Source organism: Sphingomonas oligoaromativorans (genome assembly GCF_011762195.1).
Taxonomy (GTDB): Bacteria; Pseudomonadota; Alphaproteobacteria; order Sphingomonadales; family Sphingomonadaceae; genus Solisphingomonas; species Solisphingomonas oligoaromativorans.
This window is the reverse complement of record NZ_JAASQK010000005.1, coordinates 1-16,477: the sequence shown is the minus strand read 5'-3', so window position 1 is coordinate 16,477 and position 16,477 is coordinate 1. Positions and strand designations below refer to the sequence as shown.

Sequence of the window (16,477 nt, the reverse complement as noted above, 5' to 3'; positions counted from 1 at the left end):
TGTCGATTACTCCTTGGGCTCGTTCGCGCTCAGGCTTCCGCCGCCGCGGCGGTTTCGGCCTTGGCCTTCTTCGCCTTCGGGGCCGCGCCGCCGACCGACACGATCTCGAGGATCGTGTGATACTGGCGATGGCCGTTGCGGCGACGATAGTTGTGGCGGCGACGCTTCTTGAAAACGATCACCTTCTCACCGCGCGCCTGCGCAATGATCTTGGCGGACACCGAGAGGCCATCGGTCGCCTTGGCTTCGCCGTTCTCGCCGGCGAACAGAACGTCGTCCAGCGTCACAGTCTCGCCGGCTTCGCCCGCGAGCTTCTCGACGACAATCTTGTCTCCGGCGGCGACGCGATACTGCTTGCCGCCCGTGCGCACGATAGCGAACATGGCTCTCTCTTCAGTTCTAGACTTGGCACGCGGGATGAGGCGGGTCGCCCCGCGGCCCCACGCGGAAAGCTGGCCCGCTAAGGGATTCGGGCCTGACTGTCAATGAAAAGCGACGGTGGATGGCGCTCAGTGGCGATGCTCGCGCCGCAGCGTGTAGCGCCCTTCGGTGAATCCCTCGAACAGGCCCTCGAGCGCGGGATGCTCGACCGGCTCCTCGCTGCGATCGGCCACCAGATTCTGCTGGCTGACATAGGCGACATAGCTCGATTCGGCGTTCTCGGCGAGCAGATGATAGAAGGGCTGGTCCTTGGGCGGCCGGATCGTCTCGGGAATCGCCTGATACCATTCCTCGGTGTTGGCGAAGACGGGATCGATGTCGAACACGACGCCGCGAAAATCGAGCAGCCGGTGGCGCACGATGTCGCCGACCGAGAATCGCGCATGGACGATGCTGGGCGCCGCCAGCAGGGCTTCGGGGGCGTTGGAGGGGCGCACGGCAATGTCGGAATGAGTGTCCATGGATCTTATCTAGGGCGCTTATTGTGCGAGGCAAGCGATTGACGCTTGGCAAGCCCGGAAAGTGTCGCTAATGGCCGCGCCTCACGACCATGACGGCGCCTTTGACGGCCCGTCAGCGATCTCGCGGAGAGGTGCCAGAGTGGTCGATTGGGACGGTCTCGAAAACCGTTGTGGGTGCAAGCTCACCGTGGGTTCGAATCCCACCCTCTCCGCCATTCGCTCGTTCCCAGGGGTTCGCCCCAGTCCACCCACATTGACAAAAAGTTCCGGTTTCCGGAGGGTTTCGGGGCCTCGTCGGCCCTGAGCGTTCGCACGCCTCCACGCGAACCGAGGGTGTCAGGCGGGGTATCGATTCCTGGAAATGGGGTATCGGATCGCCAATGCTCTCGGATGCCAAGATACGAGCGGCCGCGCCGCGCGAGAAACCCTACAAGCTCTTCGACGCGCATCAGCTCTACCTCGCCGTCTCGCCCGCCGGTGGCCGCCATTGGCGCTGGAAGTATCGCTTCGATGGGAGGGAGAAGCTCCTCTCGATCGGGGCCTATCCGCTCATCAGCCTAGCGGCTGCTCGCGAGCAGCGTGATGAGGCGAGGCGATTGCTCTCGGCGGGGCTGGATCCGGGCGTCGCGAGGAAATTGAGGAAGCAGGCTAACATCGAGGCGTCGCGACTGACTTTCGAGAAGGTTGCTCGGGAGTGGCATGACATCAATGCGTCGCAGTGGGCGAAGGTGCATGCGGCCGATATCCTTCGAAGTCTGGAGCGCGACGTTTTTCCGAAGATAGGCTCCTTGCCGCTCCGCGATCTGACACCCCCTGTGATTCTCCAGGTGCTCCGTTCGATCGAAGATCGCTCGGCGATCGAAACGGCCAGGCGGACGCGGCAGCGAATCTCGGCTGTCTTCTCTTACGCCATCGCCGGTGGGCTGGCGGATCACGACCCGGCGGAAAAGGTGGGGGCGGCCTTGAAGCCCATGCCCAGGAAGGGGCGGCAGCCAGCGATTACCAATATCGTGGCGCTCCGGAAGATGCTGGCGGCGGTGGATGAAGATCCCGCCAGACCGGTGACGAGGCTGGCGCTGAGATTCATTGCGCTGACAGCCGTGCGACCGAGCGAACTACGCGGTGCCGTCTGGGACGAGTTCGAGGAACTCGACGGGAAGGCTCCCCTATGGCGGATCCCCGCGAGCCGGATGAAGGGGACGTTGGATCGCAAGGACGAACTGGATGGGGATCACCTCGTGCCGCTCGCACCGCAGAGCGTCGCAGTGCTGAGAGAGGTGCGGCGAATTAGCGGTGGAGGGAAGCTCGTGTTTCCGAATGCGCGCCATAGCCACAGGCCGATGAGCGAGAATGCCTTGGGCTATCTCTTGAACCGCGCGGGTTACCACGGCCGCCATGTTCCTCATGGGTTTCGCGCTGTCTTTTCCACCATCATGAACGAGTGGGCGCAGCGGCACGGACGACCTGATGATCGAGCGGTGATCGACCTCATGCTCGCGCACGTTCCAACCAATAAAGTCGAGAAAGCCTATAACCGGGCGGCCTACATGCCTCGTCGCCGTGAATTGGCGAACGCGTGGGCAGACATGATCGCTGCAGATCTTGTCGCTCCAACCGAACTGATCCAGTTGTCTCGCAGGCACAATATCCGCGGCATCGACGATATGCCGCGGAGGGCGGTGCGCGCTTAGAACAGCCCAATTTGACATCGGTCGTGTTCAATTGTGCATCAGGCCCGCAACTGTTCGCGGCGACTTGTACGGCATTTGAATGCGATGTTTGAGGAAATGTCTCGCCTTTAGGGGCGCGTTGATCTGAGTCTCGATGGCACCCTCTGGGACGGGGCCGCCATTCCCCATGACGCCCGTCAACGGTAGCTTCCGTCAGAAGCGGACATCCCCCGCTTGAGCGTACCGTGGCCGGATATGGCCCAGAGCAGCATCGAGCGCATTCTCGATTACAAACCAGCTTTCGATTGCGGGGCAAGAACCGGAGTTCTGTCGGTTCGGTCCGCGTCTAGCTCCCGGCTAGGCGCGGCGGACTTTCCGAGGTGCCTCGCGAGACACCCACGAGGGAGAAATTTCCATGAGCAAGGAAGAAGGCAACAAGGCCATCGTTGTTCGCTGGTTCACCGAATTCTGGGGCAAAGACGTCGACCTTTCGGTCGTCGACGCGATCGCCGCGCCGGATATGCTACTTCGATATTCGCTGCACGAGCCGCGCCGCGGCCATGACGACATCAAGGCGTTCATGACCGATTTCCGCGCGGCTTTCCCCGATCTCAATTTCTGGGGCACGGCCGATCTGATTGCCGAGGGCGACTATGTCGTCGGCCAGTGGGAAGGCGGCGGTACCCATACGGGGCCGGCCTTCGACGACTTCCTGGTCGGCGGCCTGCCGGCGGCGACCGGCCGCAAGATGCACTTCACCGGCACCACCGTTCTCAAGGTGGTGGATGGCAAGATCGTGGAGGAGATCGGCCTCGACGACGGCGTCACCGCGCTGACCCAGCTCGGCCTGATCGCGGCCGTTTCAGGCGTTCCCGATGCTTAAAGCCATAGACAGTCCGACAACCTTCGGGCGCCGGATCAGGCTCGCGCAATCGCGTGAGCCTGATTTGTTTCACCTAGCCAGGGTCGCTCTATCGACGGGGGCAGAATTCGATTTGAAAGCAAGGGCCGGAGCGTGGGTCTGACATCCCGCAGGCAGAGTCCCCGACGTCAAATGAAGGGGGAAACGTTATGTCCACGCCAATCGAATCCGAGACCACGCAGGTCAGCCGATATGAACCTTTCGAGCTACCCGAAACCGGCCGCCTGATCGGCTTCAGCGACGCGGCTTTCTCAATCATCATCACCTTGCTGGTGCTGGAGATCCATCGCCCGCAGGCGGCGCCCGGGCATCTGGGCGCGGAACTGCTGGCCGAATGGGCGTCCTATGCAGCCTATGCGGTGGCCTTCATCTATGTCGGCGTGATCTGGCTCAACCATCATTATATGATCGACCGGATCTGCAAGATCGACCCGTCGTTCAACTGGATCAATCTCGGGATCGTCGGCACCACCGCGCTGATCCCTTTCTCGACCGGCGTGCTGGCCGATGCCTTTCGCGAAGGCGATCTCGCCGACCAGAAGGCGGCCGCGCTGCTCTATGCCCTGATCGCCGCCATGATGTCGGCGGCCTGGATTCCGGCCTTTCGCTACCTCTACCGGCATCCCGAACTCATGAAGCCGCACCTGCCACGGACGGTCTTCGTCGCCCAGGTCTTGCGGCCCGTCATCGGCATCGGGCTCTACGCCATTGCCGCTGCGTTGGGCTGGTTCGTTCATCCCTTGCTTGCGGTCGCGATCTTCGTCGCTGTCGTCGCCCTCTACGCCTGGACGAGCCAAGGCATACATGCCGGGCGCTGAAAGCCGCCGCGCGATCCGACGATCGATTCAAGGTCAAGGATCGGAGTGCGCAAAATCGAAAACGACGCCATCGTCTCCGCAGACAAGCGTAAGAAGTGCAAAGCAATGACCAAGCCGAAAGCCCCTCAGCCCATATCCTCTTCCGTCACGGATGATCCGCGCTGGGCGCGCATCGTCGCGCGCGACAAAAGTGCCGATGGCCAATTCTGGTTCTCGGTCGCGACCACCGGCATCTATTGCCGCCCGTCCTGCCCCTCGCGCACCGCCAATCCGAAGAATGTCCAGATCCACGACACGCTCGAAGATGCGAGGGCGACAGGTTTCCGGCCGTGCCAGCGCTGCAAGCCGGAAGGGCTGACGGTCGAGGCCGAGAATGCGGTGCTGATCGCCAGAGCGTGCCGGATCATCGAGGAGAGCGAGGAAGAAGCTTCGCTGGAGGCATTGGCGGCAGCAGTCGGCCGCAGCCCGAGCTATTTCCATCGCTTGTTCAGGGCAACGACCGGGCTGACCCCCAAAGACTATGCCGCCGCGCATCGCGCGAAGAAGGTGCGCGAGGAACTGGCGGCCGGCAGCACTGTCACGCAGGCGATCTATGGCGCGGGCTTCAACTCCAGCGGGCGTTTCTACGAGAAATCGACCGACATGCTGGGCATGACGCCGACCCGCTACCGCGACGGTGGTGTCCATGAGGAGATCAGGTTCGCGGTCGGGCAAACCTCGCTGGGCGCCATCCTGGTCGCCTCCAGTGACAAAGGCGTTGCCGCGATCCTGCTCGGCGATGACCCGGAGGCCCTGGTCCGCGATCTTCAGGACCGTTTCCCGAAGGCGCGGCTGATTGGCGCCGATCCAGACTACGAGGCGCGGATCGCGAAGGTGGTCGGCTTCGTGGAAGCGCCCGGCACAGGTCTCGACTTGCCTCTCGATGTCCGCGGCACGGCGTTCCAGCAGCGCGTCTGGCAGGCGCTGCGTGACATCCCCACCGGCGAGACCCGATCCTATGCCGCGGTGGCGCGGGCCATCGGTTCGCCGAAATCCGTTCGCGCGGTCGCGGGCGCCTGCGCGGCGAACAATCTCGCGGTCGCCATTCCCTGCCACCGCGTGATCCGCAACGACGGCGCGCTGTCGGGCTATGCCTGGGGCGTCGAACGCAAGCGCGTCCTCCTCGACCGCGAGATGCGGTGATGGGCCTGAATGAGGCCGCGCGATATGCGGAATCGACTGCGTTCCTTGCGGCTCTCGATGACGATTGGGCCGCGCTGATCGACCGGGTCGGACCTTGCCGACACGATCCCAAGGCCGCGCGCGAGCCCTATGAGGCGCTCGTCCGAGCGATTGCCTACCAGCAGCTCACCGCCAAGGCCGGCGACGCCATGATCAATCGATTGAAAGCGATTGCCCCCGAGGGCGGCTTCCCGGCACCGCAGCATCTTGTGGATGCCGAATTCGATGCGCTGCGTGGGTGCGGCTTCTCCGCAGCCAAGATCGCGACGATCAAGGGTATCGGCCGTTGGACCGTGGAGATGCTGCTCATGTATTCGCTGGAACGCCTCGACATCTTGCCGGCAGACGATTTCGGCGTGCGGGAAGGCTATCGCGTGCTCAAGTCGCTGGCTGGGCAGCCCAAGCCCAGGGAATTGCGCAAAACGGCTGAGCAGTGGGCGCCGCACCGCACTGTCGCGGCTTGGTATCTTTGGCGCGTCCCCCCCCCCCCCCCCGCATGCGGCATCGCGCTGGAATAGTAGCGATGCCTCTCCAGAACCGCGTGACGCCCTTCGGCGAGATCGTCGCAATTGCCCAGCGCGGCCTGTTCACCGGCAATCGCGGCATCCTTCACGATCCGGCGACGAGGACGTTGCTGAAGCGCCGCTGGGCGAGCAAGGCGTGGCTTGTCTGCAGTTGCACCTATAGGAGCCGCCGCCGATCGGTCATGGGCGGGCGGAGCTGGACCGAACTGTTCTTCCTCGATGAGGCGATTGCGCTCGCGGCCGGGCATCGTCCCTGCTTTCTCTGCCGGCGCGAAGCGGCCGAACGATTCCGGAATGCCTGGGCGACGGCCCGGAGCGAACCTCGTCCACTCGCGGCGGCCATGGACAGCATCCTGCACCAGGAACGGATCGCGGACGGCCGCAAGCGTGTTCATCGCATTATGGCGTCCCTGGATGCGCTCCCCGATGGCTCTGTCGTGGCAGTGGGGGAATGCGCCTATACGCTGCGCGCGGGTCATGCATATCGCTGGACGCCTGAAGGCTATGCGGACCCGAGGCGGCTCGATCGGGCCGATGGGCTGTTGACGCCGCCCTCGACGCTGGGTGCGCTGGCGGCTGGCTATCGGCCAATGCTCCATCCTTCCATCGCCGCGCCAAGAGAGGGGCATGGCCATGCTTGACCTGCTCGACGGTCTGCTGCCACCCGAGCCGGCCCAGGAGACCATCGGCGACGGCGCCATGCTGCTGCGCGGTGCCGCGCTGCCTTATGAGGCGGCGTTGCTGGTCGCGCTGGACCGTATCACGACCCGGTCGCCCTTTCGGCATATGGTCACGCCCGGCGGGTTCCGCATGTCGGTCGCCATGACCAATTGCGGCGCGGCCGGATGGGTCACCGACCGGACGGGCTATCGCTATGATGCGATCGACCCGGAGACCGGATTGCCGTGGCCGCTCATGCCGGACTGTTTTCTCGACCTTGCGATTACCGCGGCGTCGCAGGCCGGCTATCCGGCCTTCCGCCCCGACGCCTGCCTCGTCAATCGCTACGAGCCCGGCGCACGCCTGTCCTTGCATCAAGACCGGAATGAGCATGATTTCGCACATCCTATCGTCTCGGTGTCGCTGGGACTGCCGGCGACCTTCCTGTTCGGCGGGCTGACGCGGGGCGATCCCGTGACGCGCTTCGCGTTGCGGCACGGCGACGTTGTCGTGTGGGGTGGCCCTTCGCGTCTGCGCTATCATGGCGTGGCCGAACTGAAGGAGGGCACCCACGAGCTGCTTGGCCACAGGCGCATCAACCTGACGTTTCGCAAGGCGCTCGCATGATCCCGCGCGATCCGATCGAGGTAGACGCGCGACGGCGGCTTTGCGGGACCAGGGCGACGGACGATCCTTTCTCCGAAATCGCGCGGGGCGATCCCGACAAGGCCGCCGTGATGCGTTGGGTCGCCGGGCTGGTCGCCGATGGCACTGCCGAATGGGACACGCTCGACAACGGGAATATACGGCTCCGCTTCAAGTCGGGCGAGATCTATCTCCTTGCCGACAGGCGCGTCGTCCGGGTCGCCTGACTGGGCGGCGACATTCTTCGATTCAAAAGCAAGGACCGGAGTTAGGGCAGTCCGAGGCCCGACTAATTCCTCTCAGGAACACAGAGCAAGGAGTTAGATCGATGTCCCTGATGACTGCACAGAACGTCTCGAAGCCCACGCGCCGGGCGATGCCGGGCGCCGCGACCGCAACCCTTTCCTATGCCGTGGAAGAGACGGCGATCGGCCAGATCCTCGTCGCACGCAGCGCGCAGGGGGTTTGCGCGATCCTGATCGGTACCGATCGCGACGAGCTGGAAGTCGACCTCGCGGCACGCTTCCCGGGCGCGAACCTGACCCCGGACGAAAGCCTCGTTCATGACGATCTCGCCAAGGTGACGCACTTCGTGGACAAGCCCGCCGATGGTCTCGACCTGTGGCTGGATATGCGCGGCACGGATTTCCAGCGCCGCGTCTGGGAGGCGCTGCGCGCGATCCCGGTCGGCACCACCACGACCTATACGGAGATCGCGAACTGGATCGGTTTACCGCACGCGGCTCGTGCTGTCGCTAGCGCCTGCGCCGCCAATCCGCTGGCGCTCGCCATTCCCTGCCATCGTGTCGTGCGCAGCGACGGCGGCCTCGCGGACTATCGCTGGGGCGTCGAGCGCAAACGCGCCCTGATCGCGAAGGAGATGCAGGCGTGAACGCGTCGGCAGCCTCCTCTCTCCCGGTCTCCGCGGCGATGCCCGCGGAGGTGCGGGTCGCCGCCTATGATTGGCGGGCGCTCACGGCCGAGCTCGACGGTTTCGGCTGCGCGATCCTGCCCAAGCTGCTATCGCCCGACGAATGCCGGGCGATCGCCGGCCTCTATTCGGACGAGAGCCACTTCCGCAGCCGCGTCGTCATGGCCCGGCACGGCTTCGGGAAAGGGGAATATCGCTATTTCAGCTATCCGTTGCCCGATCTGATCGGCGACCTGCGGACGGCGATCTTTCCGCACCTTTCCGGTTTGGCCAACGCCTGGAACGAGAGGATGGGGATTGGCCAGCGTTATCCGCAAGATCACGCTTCCTATCTCGCGCGCTGCCACGAAGCGGGCCAGGTGCGACCGACGCCGCTGCTGCTCCAATATGGCCCTGGCGACTATAACTGCCTGCATCAGGATCTCTATGGCGACCTTGTCTTTCCGATCCAGGTCGCGATCCTGCTCTCCGAGCCAAGCGAGGACTTCACCGGAGGCGAGTTCGTCCTGACCGAGCAGCGGCCGCGCATGCAGAGCCGGGCCGAAGTGGTGTCGCTTCGCCGAGGCGATGCCGTCGCCTTCGCGGTCAATAATCGCCCGGTGCAGGGGACGCGTGGCACCTATCGCGTCAACATGCGCCACGGGGTGAGCCGAGTCCGCACCGGCACGCGCCACACCGTCGGGATCATTTTCCACGATGCACCATGATGATGGGGAGACGTTCGGCGTCTCCCACCACGGCGCCCGAACCGGGCAAAATCAAAAGGTGGAAACGATGCAAGAGACCATCCGCTTCGCATGGGGAACGAGTTCCCTCGGAAACTTCCTGGCTGCCCTGTCCGACAAGGGGATCGTTGCCCTCGAATTCGGCTCGAATCGTCCGGTAATGGAGCAGGCCCTGCGCGCCCGTTTTCCCGAGGCCGATATTGTGGAGAGCCAAGAGGATTTATCAACCATCCTCGCCGGGCTGACCCGCGCGATCGAAGAGCCGGGATTCGATCCAGGCATGCCGCTCGATCTGCGCGGGACGTCATATGAGATCGGCGTCTGGGAAATGCTCCGCGAAATTCCAGCGGGCGAGACCACCAACTACGGCACCTTCGCCGCCAGGCTCGGCACACGCGACGCGCGCGACGTGACTGCTGCAATCGCCAACAATTCGGTGGCGGTCCTGGTGCCGTGTCATCGCGTCATCAAGAAGGACGGCTCCATCTCGGGCTACCGCTGGGGCTTCAAGCGGAAACGCGAGCTACTGGCACGTGAGCAACGCCGTGGGATCTTCCAACTCGTCCCGCCCAAGGATCAATGATCGTCACAAGAATTGGTATTCAGTCCATGTATTCTGGAGAAAGGGCCGGCACTCATGTCAATCACCGGAAGCAACAGCTTAGTGCCTTGAACGACCCGCGAGGACGGACGTTACCAAGTTGAGCGTATAGCTCGCCTTCGCACAGGCGCGCTAAACGGCGACAGTTGGGGCGCGTTGGTATCTGGCGGGTTTGCAAGAGACGAATGGCAGGTTCCAGCACGAGCGGTCGTTCAATCCCCAGCCGCTGAAGGTCTAGTGTTGGTCGTGGGGCGTCGCGCGGACCTCGCTCAAAGAGTTTCAATTAAATTGGCCCTATCCCGAGCCGAGCAGCCCGGCTGGTGAGCGTCTCAAGTCGGCCATAGCGGCGCTCTTTAGCCGCCCCCCATTGCCGACCGTCTGGTCTTCGGCGGTTTGCACGGTGGCGATGGCCCCGGGAACGCCCGAGTTTGGGAAACATTCTTGCCATTCCCGCCGTACGCGGTGAACGGCAGCTCACGGCAGGAGAAGACGTTCGCGCGATTGTTCGACCACACCGATCTACGAGCAGAGCTGGCCGGTTGCAGTCGGGCAGGTTTCGGGGTGAGATAAGGATAGCCGCCGCTCTTGGCTTCTGTGGGCCTGAATGTGATCTGCGCCGTCGTCCCCGGCGGCGGAAGACGACGGTGTCGGATTCGCCGAGGATGATTGGCGTGTCCTGGTTGCTGTGACCTGAATCCGCGATCAGACCGGTCAGTGGCGGTCAGGCGCGCGTGGCGTCCCAATCTGGTGCGAAGGGCGGCCGGACGTATCGCTGATCCTTCGGCAGGCTCGCGATTGCCGCACGGTCCTCGTCGTCCAGTCGGATCTTGAGCGCATCGAGATTGGACTGCTGGCTTTCCTGACGCGCTGCCTTGGGGATCGCGATGACGCCCTCCTGGTCGAGCAACCACGCGATCGCAATCTGAGCTGCCGTTGCGCCGTGCTTTTTCCCGATGCCGGCGAGTGTGGGGTTGTTGGCGGCGCGGCCTTGGGCCAGGGGCGCATAGGCCGTCAGCGGGATGCTCCGGCTGCGCAGATAGACTAACATGGCGGTCTGCGCCAAGAACGGGTGGTATTCGATCTGGTGCGCAGCGATGGGCGCGCCGATCTCGTCCACGGCGCGTCGGATCATCGGCAGGTTGAAATTGCACACGCCAATGGCCCGAGTGCGGCCGCTTTCACGCAGGGCCATCAAGGCCTCCAGCGTCGTCGCCATGTCCATATCCCGCGCCGGCCAATGGACCATATAGAGATCCACATAGTCGATCCCGAGCTTGGCCAGGCTGTCATCAAAGGCGCGCCGCAGGGCGTCGGGCGCCAGTTGGTCGTGCCATACCTTCGTGGTCACGAAAAGCTCATCCCGCGCGATACCAGAGGTGGCGAGGGCCGCTCCCACCGCGGCTTCGTTTTCGTACATGGCGGCGGTGTCGATATGCCGAAAGCCGAGGGCCAGGGCCGTTTCAACCACTGGCTGCGCTCCGCCGCCCGGCATACGGAATGTGCCAAAGCCCAGGCGCGGGATAGTGATGCCCTGCGTTTTGATGGTGTCCAAGTGAACCTCCATTGTTGAGGTGAGCGCCGCGCGGCGGGGTTGGGACGTGTCGAGACGGCGACCCGCCTCAGGCGGGCTGGGCCGGCTCGACGTGTGCCACAAGACCGCGGATCACGTCTGCCAATGACGTCCGCCCCCGGACACGCCGGGAGTCATCCTCTCCGAAGCGAATCCAGCCTTCGTTGAAGCCGTCGATCATGCGGATCCGTGGGATCGGGTGCCGCATGCCTTGCTCCCGGAACAGATCCTCCCAGGTTTCGCGAGGCGCGACCTCCACCCTGACGGGCCTGCCGAGCGCCTCGGCGAAGGCTTGGGCCAGATCATTGGGCGACACCCGGGCCGGGCCTTCCAATTCGACGATCCGCTCGCCCGTCCAGCTCTGCTGGATCAGCTCAGCCGCGACGCATCCGACGTCGCCGGTCGCCACCATGGGGAAGGCCTTGTCGGCGGGCTGTAGAAAGCTTCTGAGCACGCCTTCGTCACGAGCGGCGGGAACATCCCATGCCGCATTCTCCATGAACCAGCCGGGGCGCAGAAATGTCACCGGAAGATCGAGCCGGCGCAGCGCCGCTTCCATCAGCGTCCGCTGGGAAAGAAGATTGTCGTGCGGAGCGTCCGCCCCGATCGTCGACAGGCAGAGCACGCGGCCGGGGCGCGCGGCGGCGAGCGCCGTCACGACGGCGTCGATCACCTTGCGGGCCTCCGGGTAGCCGGGCTGCGGATCAAAGTCGGACGGCGGCAGGATGAACACGGCCTCCGCGCCGTGGAAGGCGGTCGTCAGCGTCGCGGCGTCCGTCATGTCGGCGATGGCCAACTCGCACCCTTTCGCGGCCCAGACGGTGCCCCTGGCTTCGTTGCGCACGACGGCGCGGACGGGCCGGCCCGCCGCCAGCAACGCGCTCGCGAGGGCGCCGCCCACTTTTCCTGTAATTCCCGTGATTGCGTACATGGCTCATCATCCTTGAAGTTGGAGAGAAAACCCGCACGTCGGGCTTCCGAGGGTTCGCTGTGGCGGCCTACCGGCGCGCCATCCGGAAACCGCGCGAGATCCTTAGTCCCGAAACTCAGGATGATGCACGCGCATAAAAATCACTGTTTCGATGATATAGAGTCATCATCCGAGCACCGGCTGACGACCCGATGGGAAGCGCGCCGCGACGCCGGCGCAGATTTGTCGCAGGGAGAGCGAGATGAGTTTCGATGCCCGGCTGCTCACGGGGGTCGGCGTGCTGGCGGCGGTGAACGAGGCCGGCAATTTCGCTAGAGCCGCCGAAACCCTGGGCCTGACGCCCTCCGGCGTCAGCCGGGCCATCGCGCGACTGGAGGCGCGGGTCGGCGTCCGGCTGTTCGACCGCAGCCCGCGCGCCGTGACCCTCACCGAGGAAGGGGCGCGTTTCCACGCTCAGGTCATGCCGCTGCTGGCCGGCCTCGAGGAAGCCGCCACGGAAGCTGCAGGCGCCGCGGTGGCGATCTGCGGACGCCTGCGGGCCAATGTCGATCCCTGGTTTGCGCGGATGGTGCTGGCGCCGCGGCTCCCCGAGTTCATGGCGCGCCATCCGCTCCTGTCTCTGGAGCTGACGGTGAGTAATCATCGTGAGGAGATGATGAAGGGCATGGACGTCGCCGTGCGATTTGGTCCGCCGGACGCCCCCTCGCTGATCGTGCGCAAGCTGGGCGACACCCGGGTTCTCACCTGCGCCGCGCGGAGCTATCTGGCTCAGCATGGAACGCCTCGGACGCCGCATGACCTGGCCCATCACGAAGGCGTGCTGTTCCGCGATCCCCAGACCGGGCGGCCCTTCGCCTGGGAATTCCATCGCGGCGCCGAGATCGTGACGGTGAGCCTTCAGGGGCGCGTGAACATGGACGATCCATCGGTCGCCGTCGCCGCCTGCGTAGCCGGGCAGGGCGTCTTCCAGAGCCTCGAGATCGGCTTGCGTCCCTGGCTGGACCGTGGGGACTTGGTCCAAATTCTCCCGGAATGGGCTGATGAGCGATTTCCGCTCTACGCCTACCACCCGTCCCGACACCTGCCGCCGGCCAAGGTTCGGGCCTTTGTCGACTTCGCGCGGGACATCGTGGCGCAGGACGCGGCCATAGCCGGCCGTGCGCCTAGACCTCGACCGGATGCGCGTCGCCGGCATCATTGAGCTTTGCTGGATCGCCAAATGGGGATCGGCAATACTCGCGACGCGAAGTCGGATGGAAAGTGTCAAATATGGCGGGACCGGGTGGATTTTTGCCAGATCGCTCTTGGCGATTATCCTGTTTGCAGCGGTCGGTCCGGTTCAGACCGTCACGCTGAGCCCCTACAACGATCTGCCGGCAACCGTGCCAGCGGCTTCCTTGCTGCTCGTCACCTTCAACTTCCGGCGCGCGTCGCGAAGGTGCTTGTTGACGGTGTGGATCGACAGGTCAAGACGGGGGGGCGATCGACTTCGCGTCGTGGCCGACCAGAAGGAGCCTGAGCGTCTCCTTCTCACGCTTGGTAAGCGAATCGATGCCGTCGACCACCAAAGGTCAGCCTCCAGGACGTTCCATGGGGACATGGAAGCGGACGCGGCGCACGCAGCCGACGTGGCCGACATCGCTGGTCTGAATCTTGGCGCTGAACAGCGCGTTCCTTGCCGCCTGACCGAAAGCCTGATCGGGCTCCGACGCGATGACATGGACATTGCCGATCGCGCCCCAAGGCGCCGTGTCGTAGCCGACGATCGCATAACCCTCAATCCGACGGGCAGCCTCGGCGGTCGGATAGGCATTCCCGTTGAACAGCGTCGAGATCGTCTTCGGATCGATCGAGCAGGCCGGGATCTCGCCGTTGTCGGCTGGGGCATCCGCCGGCATCGGAGGTGCCGAAACGGGCGTTCCTGAAAGCCGATAGTAGTGATAGGTGCAGCCGTGCAGTGCGCGCCCGGGCGCGTAGCGGTTCTGAGACAGCGCTTTGGCGCCGCCACGGTCAAGTGCCGTATTGCCCGACGACGCAAGGACCGAGGCCGAGGCGGAACTCGTCGTCGGGAAGCTGGAGCAGGATCGGCACGTCGATGCGATCGGCATTGGCGGCGAGCGAGTATCGCCGCCAGAACGTGGGATTCGCGGTGCCCAGTTCGGGATAGCCCCAGGCGGTGGTGTCGTTGAGGTAACCGAGGCCGGCGGCGAAGTGGACGCTGCTCGGATCGTCGCAGCACGAGCTCATCGCCGCCGCCCGGAACCGGGTTGAATTGATGAGTGCGAACTGGACGCTCACCGCGCCGTCGCTGAGGCCCGAGATGCCGATCCGGGCGGGATCGACCACGCCCAATGCGATGCTCCGGTCGATGCCGGTTTCGATCGCCGACAGCATGCGCCTGCGCTCGGCGAATCCGGTCATGCCGATCCGGATGAAGCCGGCCAAGTCGCGCGCGCCGGAATCGCTGGCATAGGGCCGGACGCGGTTGAAGCTCAGCACCGCGAAGCCGCGGCTGGCCAAGGCATGGATCGGATATTCGTCGCCGGTCCCGCCACGCAGGAAGCCGCGGCTCTGGTATTGGACAATGACGAGCGGTGCCGGTCGCCGGGGCGATGCCCGGGCGGAAGAACGAGATCGCCATAGCCGGCGACGCCTTGCGTGTCCGTCCATCGCAGCCGCTGGACGTGGCCGACGTGCAGCCGTCCGAAGGCGGGATTGGGATCGTAGATCGTCGTTGAATGCCCCGTGTCCGGGTCGAGGCTGACGATCACCCGCGGATGCGTCGGCGTCTCGCGCGCGCAGATCAGGCATCGGGCGAGAAGCTGGCAGCCGATCAGGGCATCGCTGGTGGCGAGCTCAGACTAATGTTCCGAAGACGATATGAACCGCCCCGGGTTCGTCGGAGGCTCCAAGGGTTAAGTTAGGCTGCCATGCGGGTGTCGTCGAGCATGGCATAGTATCGCTCTTCGGCCTCGGTAGGCGGGATGTTGCCGATGGGCTCGAGCAGGCGGCGGTGGTTGAACCAGTCGACCCATTCGAGTGTGGCGTATTCGACGGCTTCAAAGCTGCGCCACGGCCCGCGCCTGTGGATCACATCGGCCTTGTAGAGGCCGTTGATCGTCTCGGCCAAAGCGTTGTCGTAGCTATCTCCGACGCTGCCGACCGACGGCTCGATCCCGGCTTCGGCGAGGCGCTCGGTGTACTTGATAGACACGTATTGCGACCCACGATCGCTATGGTGGATGAGGCCGCCACGGTGCGCCGGACGGCGATCATGCAGCGCCTGTTCATCGAGGACGAAACTGGCATGCGCCCTCCTGCTGGCCTGCCACCCGACGATCCGCCTGGCGTAGGTATCAATGACGAAGGCAACGTAGACGAACCCCGCCCAGGTCGCGACGTAGGTGAAGTCCGACACCCACAGCATGTTCGGGGCTGGCGCATAGAACCTGCGATTGACGTGATCGAGCGGGCACGGCGCAGCCTTGTCGCTGACCGTCGTGCGAACCGGCTTGCCCCGGATTACACCTGCCAAACCCATCTCGCGTATCAACCGCGCGACCGTACAACGGGCGACCGGAAAGCCCTCCCGCATCATCTGCCGCCAGACCTTGCGTACGCCGTAGACCGCGAAGTTCTCGGCGAACACGCGTGCGATCTCGGGCTTGAGAGCCGCATCCTGTCGTGCCCGCGTCGACAGGCGTGTTGGATCCTGCCGTTTCGCGACGCGCTCGTGGTAGGTGGATGGGGCGATCGGCAGAACACGGCAGATCGGCTCGACCCCATAGGCATCGCGGTGATCGTCGATGAAGGCGATCATCGCCGGAACGGGCGGTCGAGCTCCGCCTGCGCAAATATGCCGACGCCTTGCGGAGAATCTCGTTAGCCTGCCGCAACTCGCGGACTTCGCGCTCCAGCGCCTTCACCTTGTCCGCAACTTCGGTCGGGACGCCAGCCCGCTTGCCTATCGACCTCGGCTTTCTTCACCCATTCAAACAACGTCTGCGGAACACAGCCGATCTTCTCTAAGATCGAAACGATAGCAGCCCAGCGTGAGGAATGATCAGCTTCTTGGTCCAGCACCATCCGCACTGCGCGCTCGCGGACCTCAGGCGCAAATTTGTTCGTCGTCTTGCTCATACAGGCTCCACCTTCCCAGGAGTTGGAGCCTCCGGCAAACCCGGCGCGGTTCAGTTACGCGTAACCGCCATTCGTGCTCGGGCGTAATCTCGATTGCGATGGCGTTTTGGAAAGGCTGTTACCTAGGTTGCGTTGACAAAGTGGATTCCCAAACGGCCTGAAGTTTGATTCAAGGCAGCTCTTTGCGGGGAGCAGCGATGGCGCGTGGGGATCTGAC

The 16,477-nt window shown here is 64.3% G+C and carries 18 protein-coding genes, 1 tRNA gene, 2 pseudogenes and 1 other annotated feature; of the genes and pseudogenes, 13 read left to right on the top strand and 8 right to left on the bottom strand.

The window, feature by feature from the left end; genetic code table 11:
* Nucleotides 1–29: 29 nt before the first annotated feature.
* Together rplU and hspQ are read right to left on the bottom strand one after the other, a co-directional pair.
* Nucleotides 30–383: a 50S ribosomal protein L21 gene (gene rplU / locus FHS98_RS10805; protein ID WP_167104317.1), complete on the bottom strand. Its 354-nt coding sequence runs from the start codon at nucleotides 381–383 to the stop codon at nucleotides 30–32.
* 126 nt (nucleotides 384–509) lie between these two features.
* Complete coding sequence (hspQ, locus tag FHS98_RS10800; protein ID WP_167104314.1) at nucleotides 510–902, bottom strand: heat shock protein HspQ; 393 nt, start codon at nucleotides 900–902, stop codon at nucleotides 510–512.
* Between the two features lie 125 nt (nucleotides 903–1,027).
* Between hspQ and FHS98_RS10795 the strand changes: the two genes are divergently transcribed.
* The 12 genes from FHS98_RS10795 to FHS98_RS10740 all read left to right on the top strand — a co-directional run bounded on the left by FHS98_RS10795 (nucleotide 1,028) and on the right by FHS98_RS10740 (nucleotide 9,601).
* Nucleotides 1,028–1,117: transfer RNA gene (locus tag FHS98_RS10795), tRNA-Ser, on the top strand.
* 165 nt (nucleotides 1,118–1,282) lie between these two features.
* On the top strand, nucleotides 1,283–2,593 hold the full coding sequence (locus FHS98_RS10790; protein ID WP_167104311.1) for a tyrosine-type recombinase/integrase: 1,311 nt from the start codon (nucleotides 1,283–1,285) through the stop codon (nucleotides 2,591–2,593).
* A gap of 394 nt (nucleotides 2,594–2,987) precedes the next feature.
* The gene (locus FHS98_RS10785) at nucleotides 2,988–3,455 is read left to right on the top strand and encodes an ester cyclase (protein ID WP_167104309.1); all 468 of its coding nucleotides are present in this window, start codon (nucleotides 2,988–2,990) and stop codon (nucleotides 3,453–3,455) included.
* A 188-nt stretch (nucleotides 3,456–3,643) separates the two neighbouring features.
* Nucleotides 3,644–4,312 (top strand): TMEM175 family protein, encoded by a 669-nt coding sequence (locus FHS98_RS10780; protein WP_167104306.1) that lies wholly within the window; start codon nucleotides 3,644–3,646, stop codon nucleotides 4,310–4,312.
* Nucleotides 4,313–4,417: 105 nt separating this feature from the next.
* Entirely contained in the window at nucleotides 4,418–5,494 is a 1,077-nt protein-coding gene (gene ada / locus FHS98_RS10775; protein ID WP_167104303.1) for a bifunctional DNA-binding transcriptional regulator/O6-methylguanine-DNA methyltransferase Ada, read from the top strand.
* The gene (locus FHS98_RS10770) at nucleotides 5,494–6,051 is read left to right on the top strand and encodes a DNA-3-methyladenine glycosylase family protein (RefSeq protein ID WP_167104300.1); all 558 of its coding nucleotides are present in this window, start codon (nucleotides 5,494–5,496) and stop codon (nucleotides 6,049–6,051) included. The genes ada and FHS98_RS10770 overlap by 1 nt, the downstream gene beginning before the upstream one ends.
* 5 nt (nucleotides 6,052–6,056) lie before the next feature.
* The gene (locus FHS98_RS10765; protein WP_167104297.1) at nucleotides 6,057–6,698 is read left to right on the top strand and encodes a hypothetical protein; all 642 of its coding nucleotides are present in this window, start codon (nucleotides 6,057–6,059) and stop codon (nucleotides 6,696–6,698) included.
* Nucleotides 6,685–7,344 carry a DNA oxidative demethylase AlkB gene (alkB, locus tag FHS98_RS10760; protein WP_243847986.1) on the top strand — a complete coding sequence of 220 codons (660 nt, stop codon included), beginning with the start codon at nucleotides 6,685–6,687 and terminating at the stop codon, nucleotides 7,342–7,344. The genes FHS98_RS10765 and alkB overlap by 14 nt, the downstream gene beginning before the upstream one ends.
* Nucleotides 7,341–7,589, top strand: coding sequence for a hypothetical protein (locus tag FHS98_RS10755; protein ID WP_167104294.1), 249 nt, complete (start codon nucleotides 7,341–7,343; stop codon nucleotides 7,587–7,589). The genes alkB and FHS98_RS10755 overlap by 4 nt, the downstream gene beginning before the upstream one ends.
* Before the next feature lie 101 nt (nucleotides 7,590–7,690).
* Nucleotides 7,691–8,254 (top strand): methylated-DNA--[protein]-cysteine S-methyltransferase, encoded by a 564-nt coding sequence (locus FHS98_RS10750; protein WP_167104291.1) that lies wholly within the window; start codon nucleotides 7,691–7,693, stop codon nucleotides 8,252–8,254.
* 38 nt (nucleotides 8,255–8,292) lie between these two features.
* Entirely contained in the window at nucleotides 8,293–9,000 is a 708-nt protein-coding gene (locus tag FHS98_RS10745) for a 2OG-Fe(II) oxygenase (RefSeq protein ID WP_208402232.1), read from the top strand.
* Complete coding sequence (locus tag FHS98_RS10740) at nucleotides 8,990–9,601, top strand: methylated-DNA--[protein]-cysteine S-methyltransferase (RefSeq protein ID WP_243847985.1); 612 nt, start codon at nucleotides 8,990–8,992, stop codon at nucleotides 9,599–9,601. The genes FHS98_RS10745 and FHS98_RS10740 overlap by 11 nt, the downstream gene beginning before the upstream one ends.
* A 739-nt stretch (nucleotides 9,602–10,340) precedes the next feature.
* Here the strand turns inward: FHS98_RS10740 and FHS98_RS10735 are convergent.
* The gene (locus FHS98_RS10735; RefSeq protein WP_167104285.1) at nucleotides 10,341–11,171 is read right to left on the bottom strand and encodes an aldo/keto reductase; all 831 of its coding nucleotides are present in this window, start codon (nucleotides 11,169–11,171) and stop codon (nucleotides 10,341–10,343) included.
* Between the two features lie 67 nt (nucleotides 11,172–11,238).
* Nucleotides 11,239–12,120, bottom strand: a complete 882-nt coding sequence (locus FHS98_RS10730) for an NmrA family NAD(P)-binding protein (RefSeq protein ID WP_167104282.1) — start codon at nucleotides 12,118–12,120, stop codon at nucleotides 11,239–11,241.
* Nucleotides 12,121–12,361: 241 nt separating this feature from the next.
* Between FHS98_RS10730 and FHS98_RS10725 the strand changes: the two genes are divergently transcribed.
* Entirely contained in the window at nucleotides 12,362–13,321 is a 960-nt protein-coding gene (locus tag FHS98_RS10725; protein ID WP_167104279.1) for a LysR family transcriptional regulator, read from the top strand.
* A gap of 186 nt (nucleotides 13,322–13,507) precedes the next feature.
* On the opposite strand, the pseudogene FHS98_RS18840 reads toward FHS98_RS10725, so the two are convergent.
* The 4 genes and pseudogenes from FHS98_RS18840 to FHS98_RS10710 form a co-directional block, all read right to left on the bottom strand.
* Nucleotides 13,508–13,685: pseudogene (locus tag FHS98_RS18840) on the bottom strand (helix-turn-helix domain-containing protein); the annotation flags it as partial.
* A gap of 6 nt (nucleotides 13,686–13,691) precedes the next feature.
* Nucleotides 13,692–14,018: a TonB family protein gene (locus FHS98_RS10720; RefSeq protein ID WP_167104276.1), complete on the bottom strand. Its 327-nt coding sequence runs from the start codon at nucleotides 14,016–14,018 to the stop codon at nucleotides 13,692–13,694.
* Between the two features lie 112 nt (nucleotides 14,019–14,130).
* Nucleotides 14,131–14,790 carry a prolyl oligopeptidase family serine peptidase gene (locus FHS98_RS10715; RefSeq protein WP_167104273.1) on the bottom strand — a complete coding sequence of 220 codons (660 nt, stop codon included), beginning with the start codon at nucleotides 14,788–14,790 and terminating at the stop codon, nucleotides 14,131–14,133.
* 250 nt (nucleotides 14,791–15,040) lie between these two features.
* Nucleotides 15,041–16,260 (bottom strand): annotated as a pseudogene (locus tag FHS98_RS10710) (IS3 family transposase).
* Nucleotides 15,866–15,981 (bottom strand) — a sequence feature (AL1L pseudoknot). It overlaps the preceding pseudogene by 116 nt.
* Nucleotides 16,261–16,477 lie beyond the last annotated feature (217 nt).

Coding starts and splice junctions, on each gene's coding strand:
- FHS98_RS10745 (WP_208402232.1), top strand. CDS start 8,293: ATGCCCGCGGAGGTGCGGGTCGCCGCCTATGATTGGCGGGCGCTCACG.
- FHS98_RS10720 (WP_167104276.1), bottom strand. CDS start 14,018: ATGCCGGCGGATGCCCCAGCCGACAACGGCGAGATCCCGGCCTGCTCG.
- FHS98_RS10715 (WP_167104273.1), bottom strand. CDS start 14,790: ATGGACGGACACGCAAGGCGTCGCCGGCTATGGCGATCTCGTTCTTCC.
- hspQ (WP_167104314.1), bottom strand. CDS start 902: ATGGACACTCATTCCGACATTGCCGTGCGCCCCTCCAACGCCCCCGAA.
- FHS98_RS10790 (WP_167104311.1), top strand. CDS start 1,283: ATGCTCTCGGATGCCAAGATACGAGCGGCCGCGCCGCGCGAGAAACCC.
- FHS98_RS10725 (WP_167104279.1), top strand. CDS start 12,362: ATGAGTTTCGATGCCCGGCTGCTCACGGGGGTCGGCGTGCTGGCGGCG.
- FHS98_RS10730 (WP_167104282.1), bottom strand. CDS start 12,120: ATGTACGCAATCACGGGAATTACAGGAAAAGTGGGCGGCGCCCTCGCG.
- FHS98_RS10770 (WP_167104300.1), top strand. CDS start 5,494: ATGGGCCTGAATGAGGCCGCGCGATATGCGGAATCGACTGCGTTCCTT.
- FHS98_RS10785 (WP_167104309.1), top strand. CDS start 2,988: ATGAGCAAGGAAGAAGGCAACAAGGCCATCGTTGTTCGCTGGTTCACC.
- FHS98_RS10780 (WP_167104306.1), top strand. CDS start 3,644: ATGTCCACGCCAATCGAATCCGAGACCACGCAGGTCAGCCGATATGAA.
- ada (WP_167104303.1), top strand. CDS start 4,418: ATGACCAAGCCGAAAGCCCCTCAGCCCATATCCTCTTCCGTCACGGAT.
- rplU (WP_167104317.1), bottom strand. CDS start 383: ATGTTCGCTATCGTGCGCACGGGCGGCAAGCAGTATCGCGTCGCCGCC.
- FHS98_RS10755 (WP_167104294.1), top strand. CDS start 7,341: ATGATCCCGCGCGATCCGATCGAGGTAGACGCGCGACGGCGGCTTTGC.
- alkB (WP_243847986.1), top strand. CDS start 6,685: ATGGCCATGCTTGACCTGCTCGACGGTCTGCTGCCACCCGAGCCGGCC.
- FHS98_RS10750 (WP_167104291.1), top strand. CDS start 7,691: ATGTCCCTGATGACTGCACAGAACGTCTCGAAGCCCACGCGCCGGGCG.
- FHS98_RS10740 (WP_243847985.1), top strand. CDS start 8,990: ATGCACCATGATGATGGGGAGACGTTCGGCGTCTCCCACCACGGCGCC.
- FHS98_RS10765 (WP_167104297.1), top strand. CDS start 6,057: ATGCCTCTCCAGAACCGCGTGACGCCCTTCGGCGAGATCGTCGCAATT.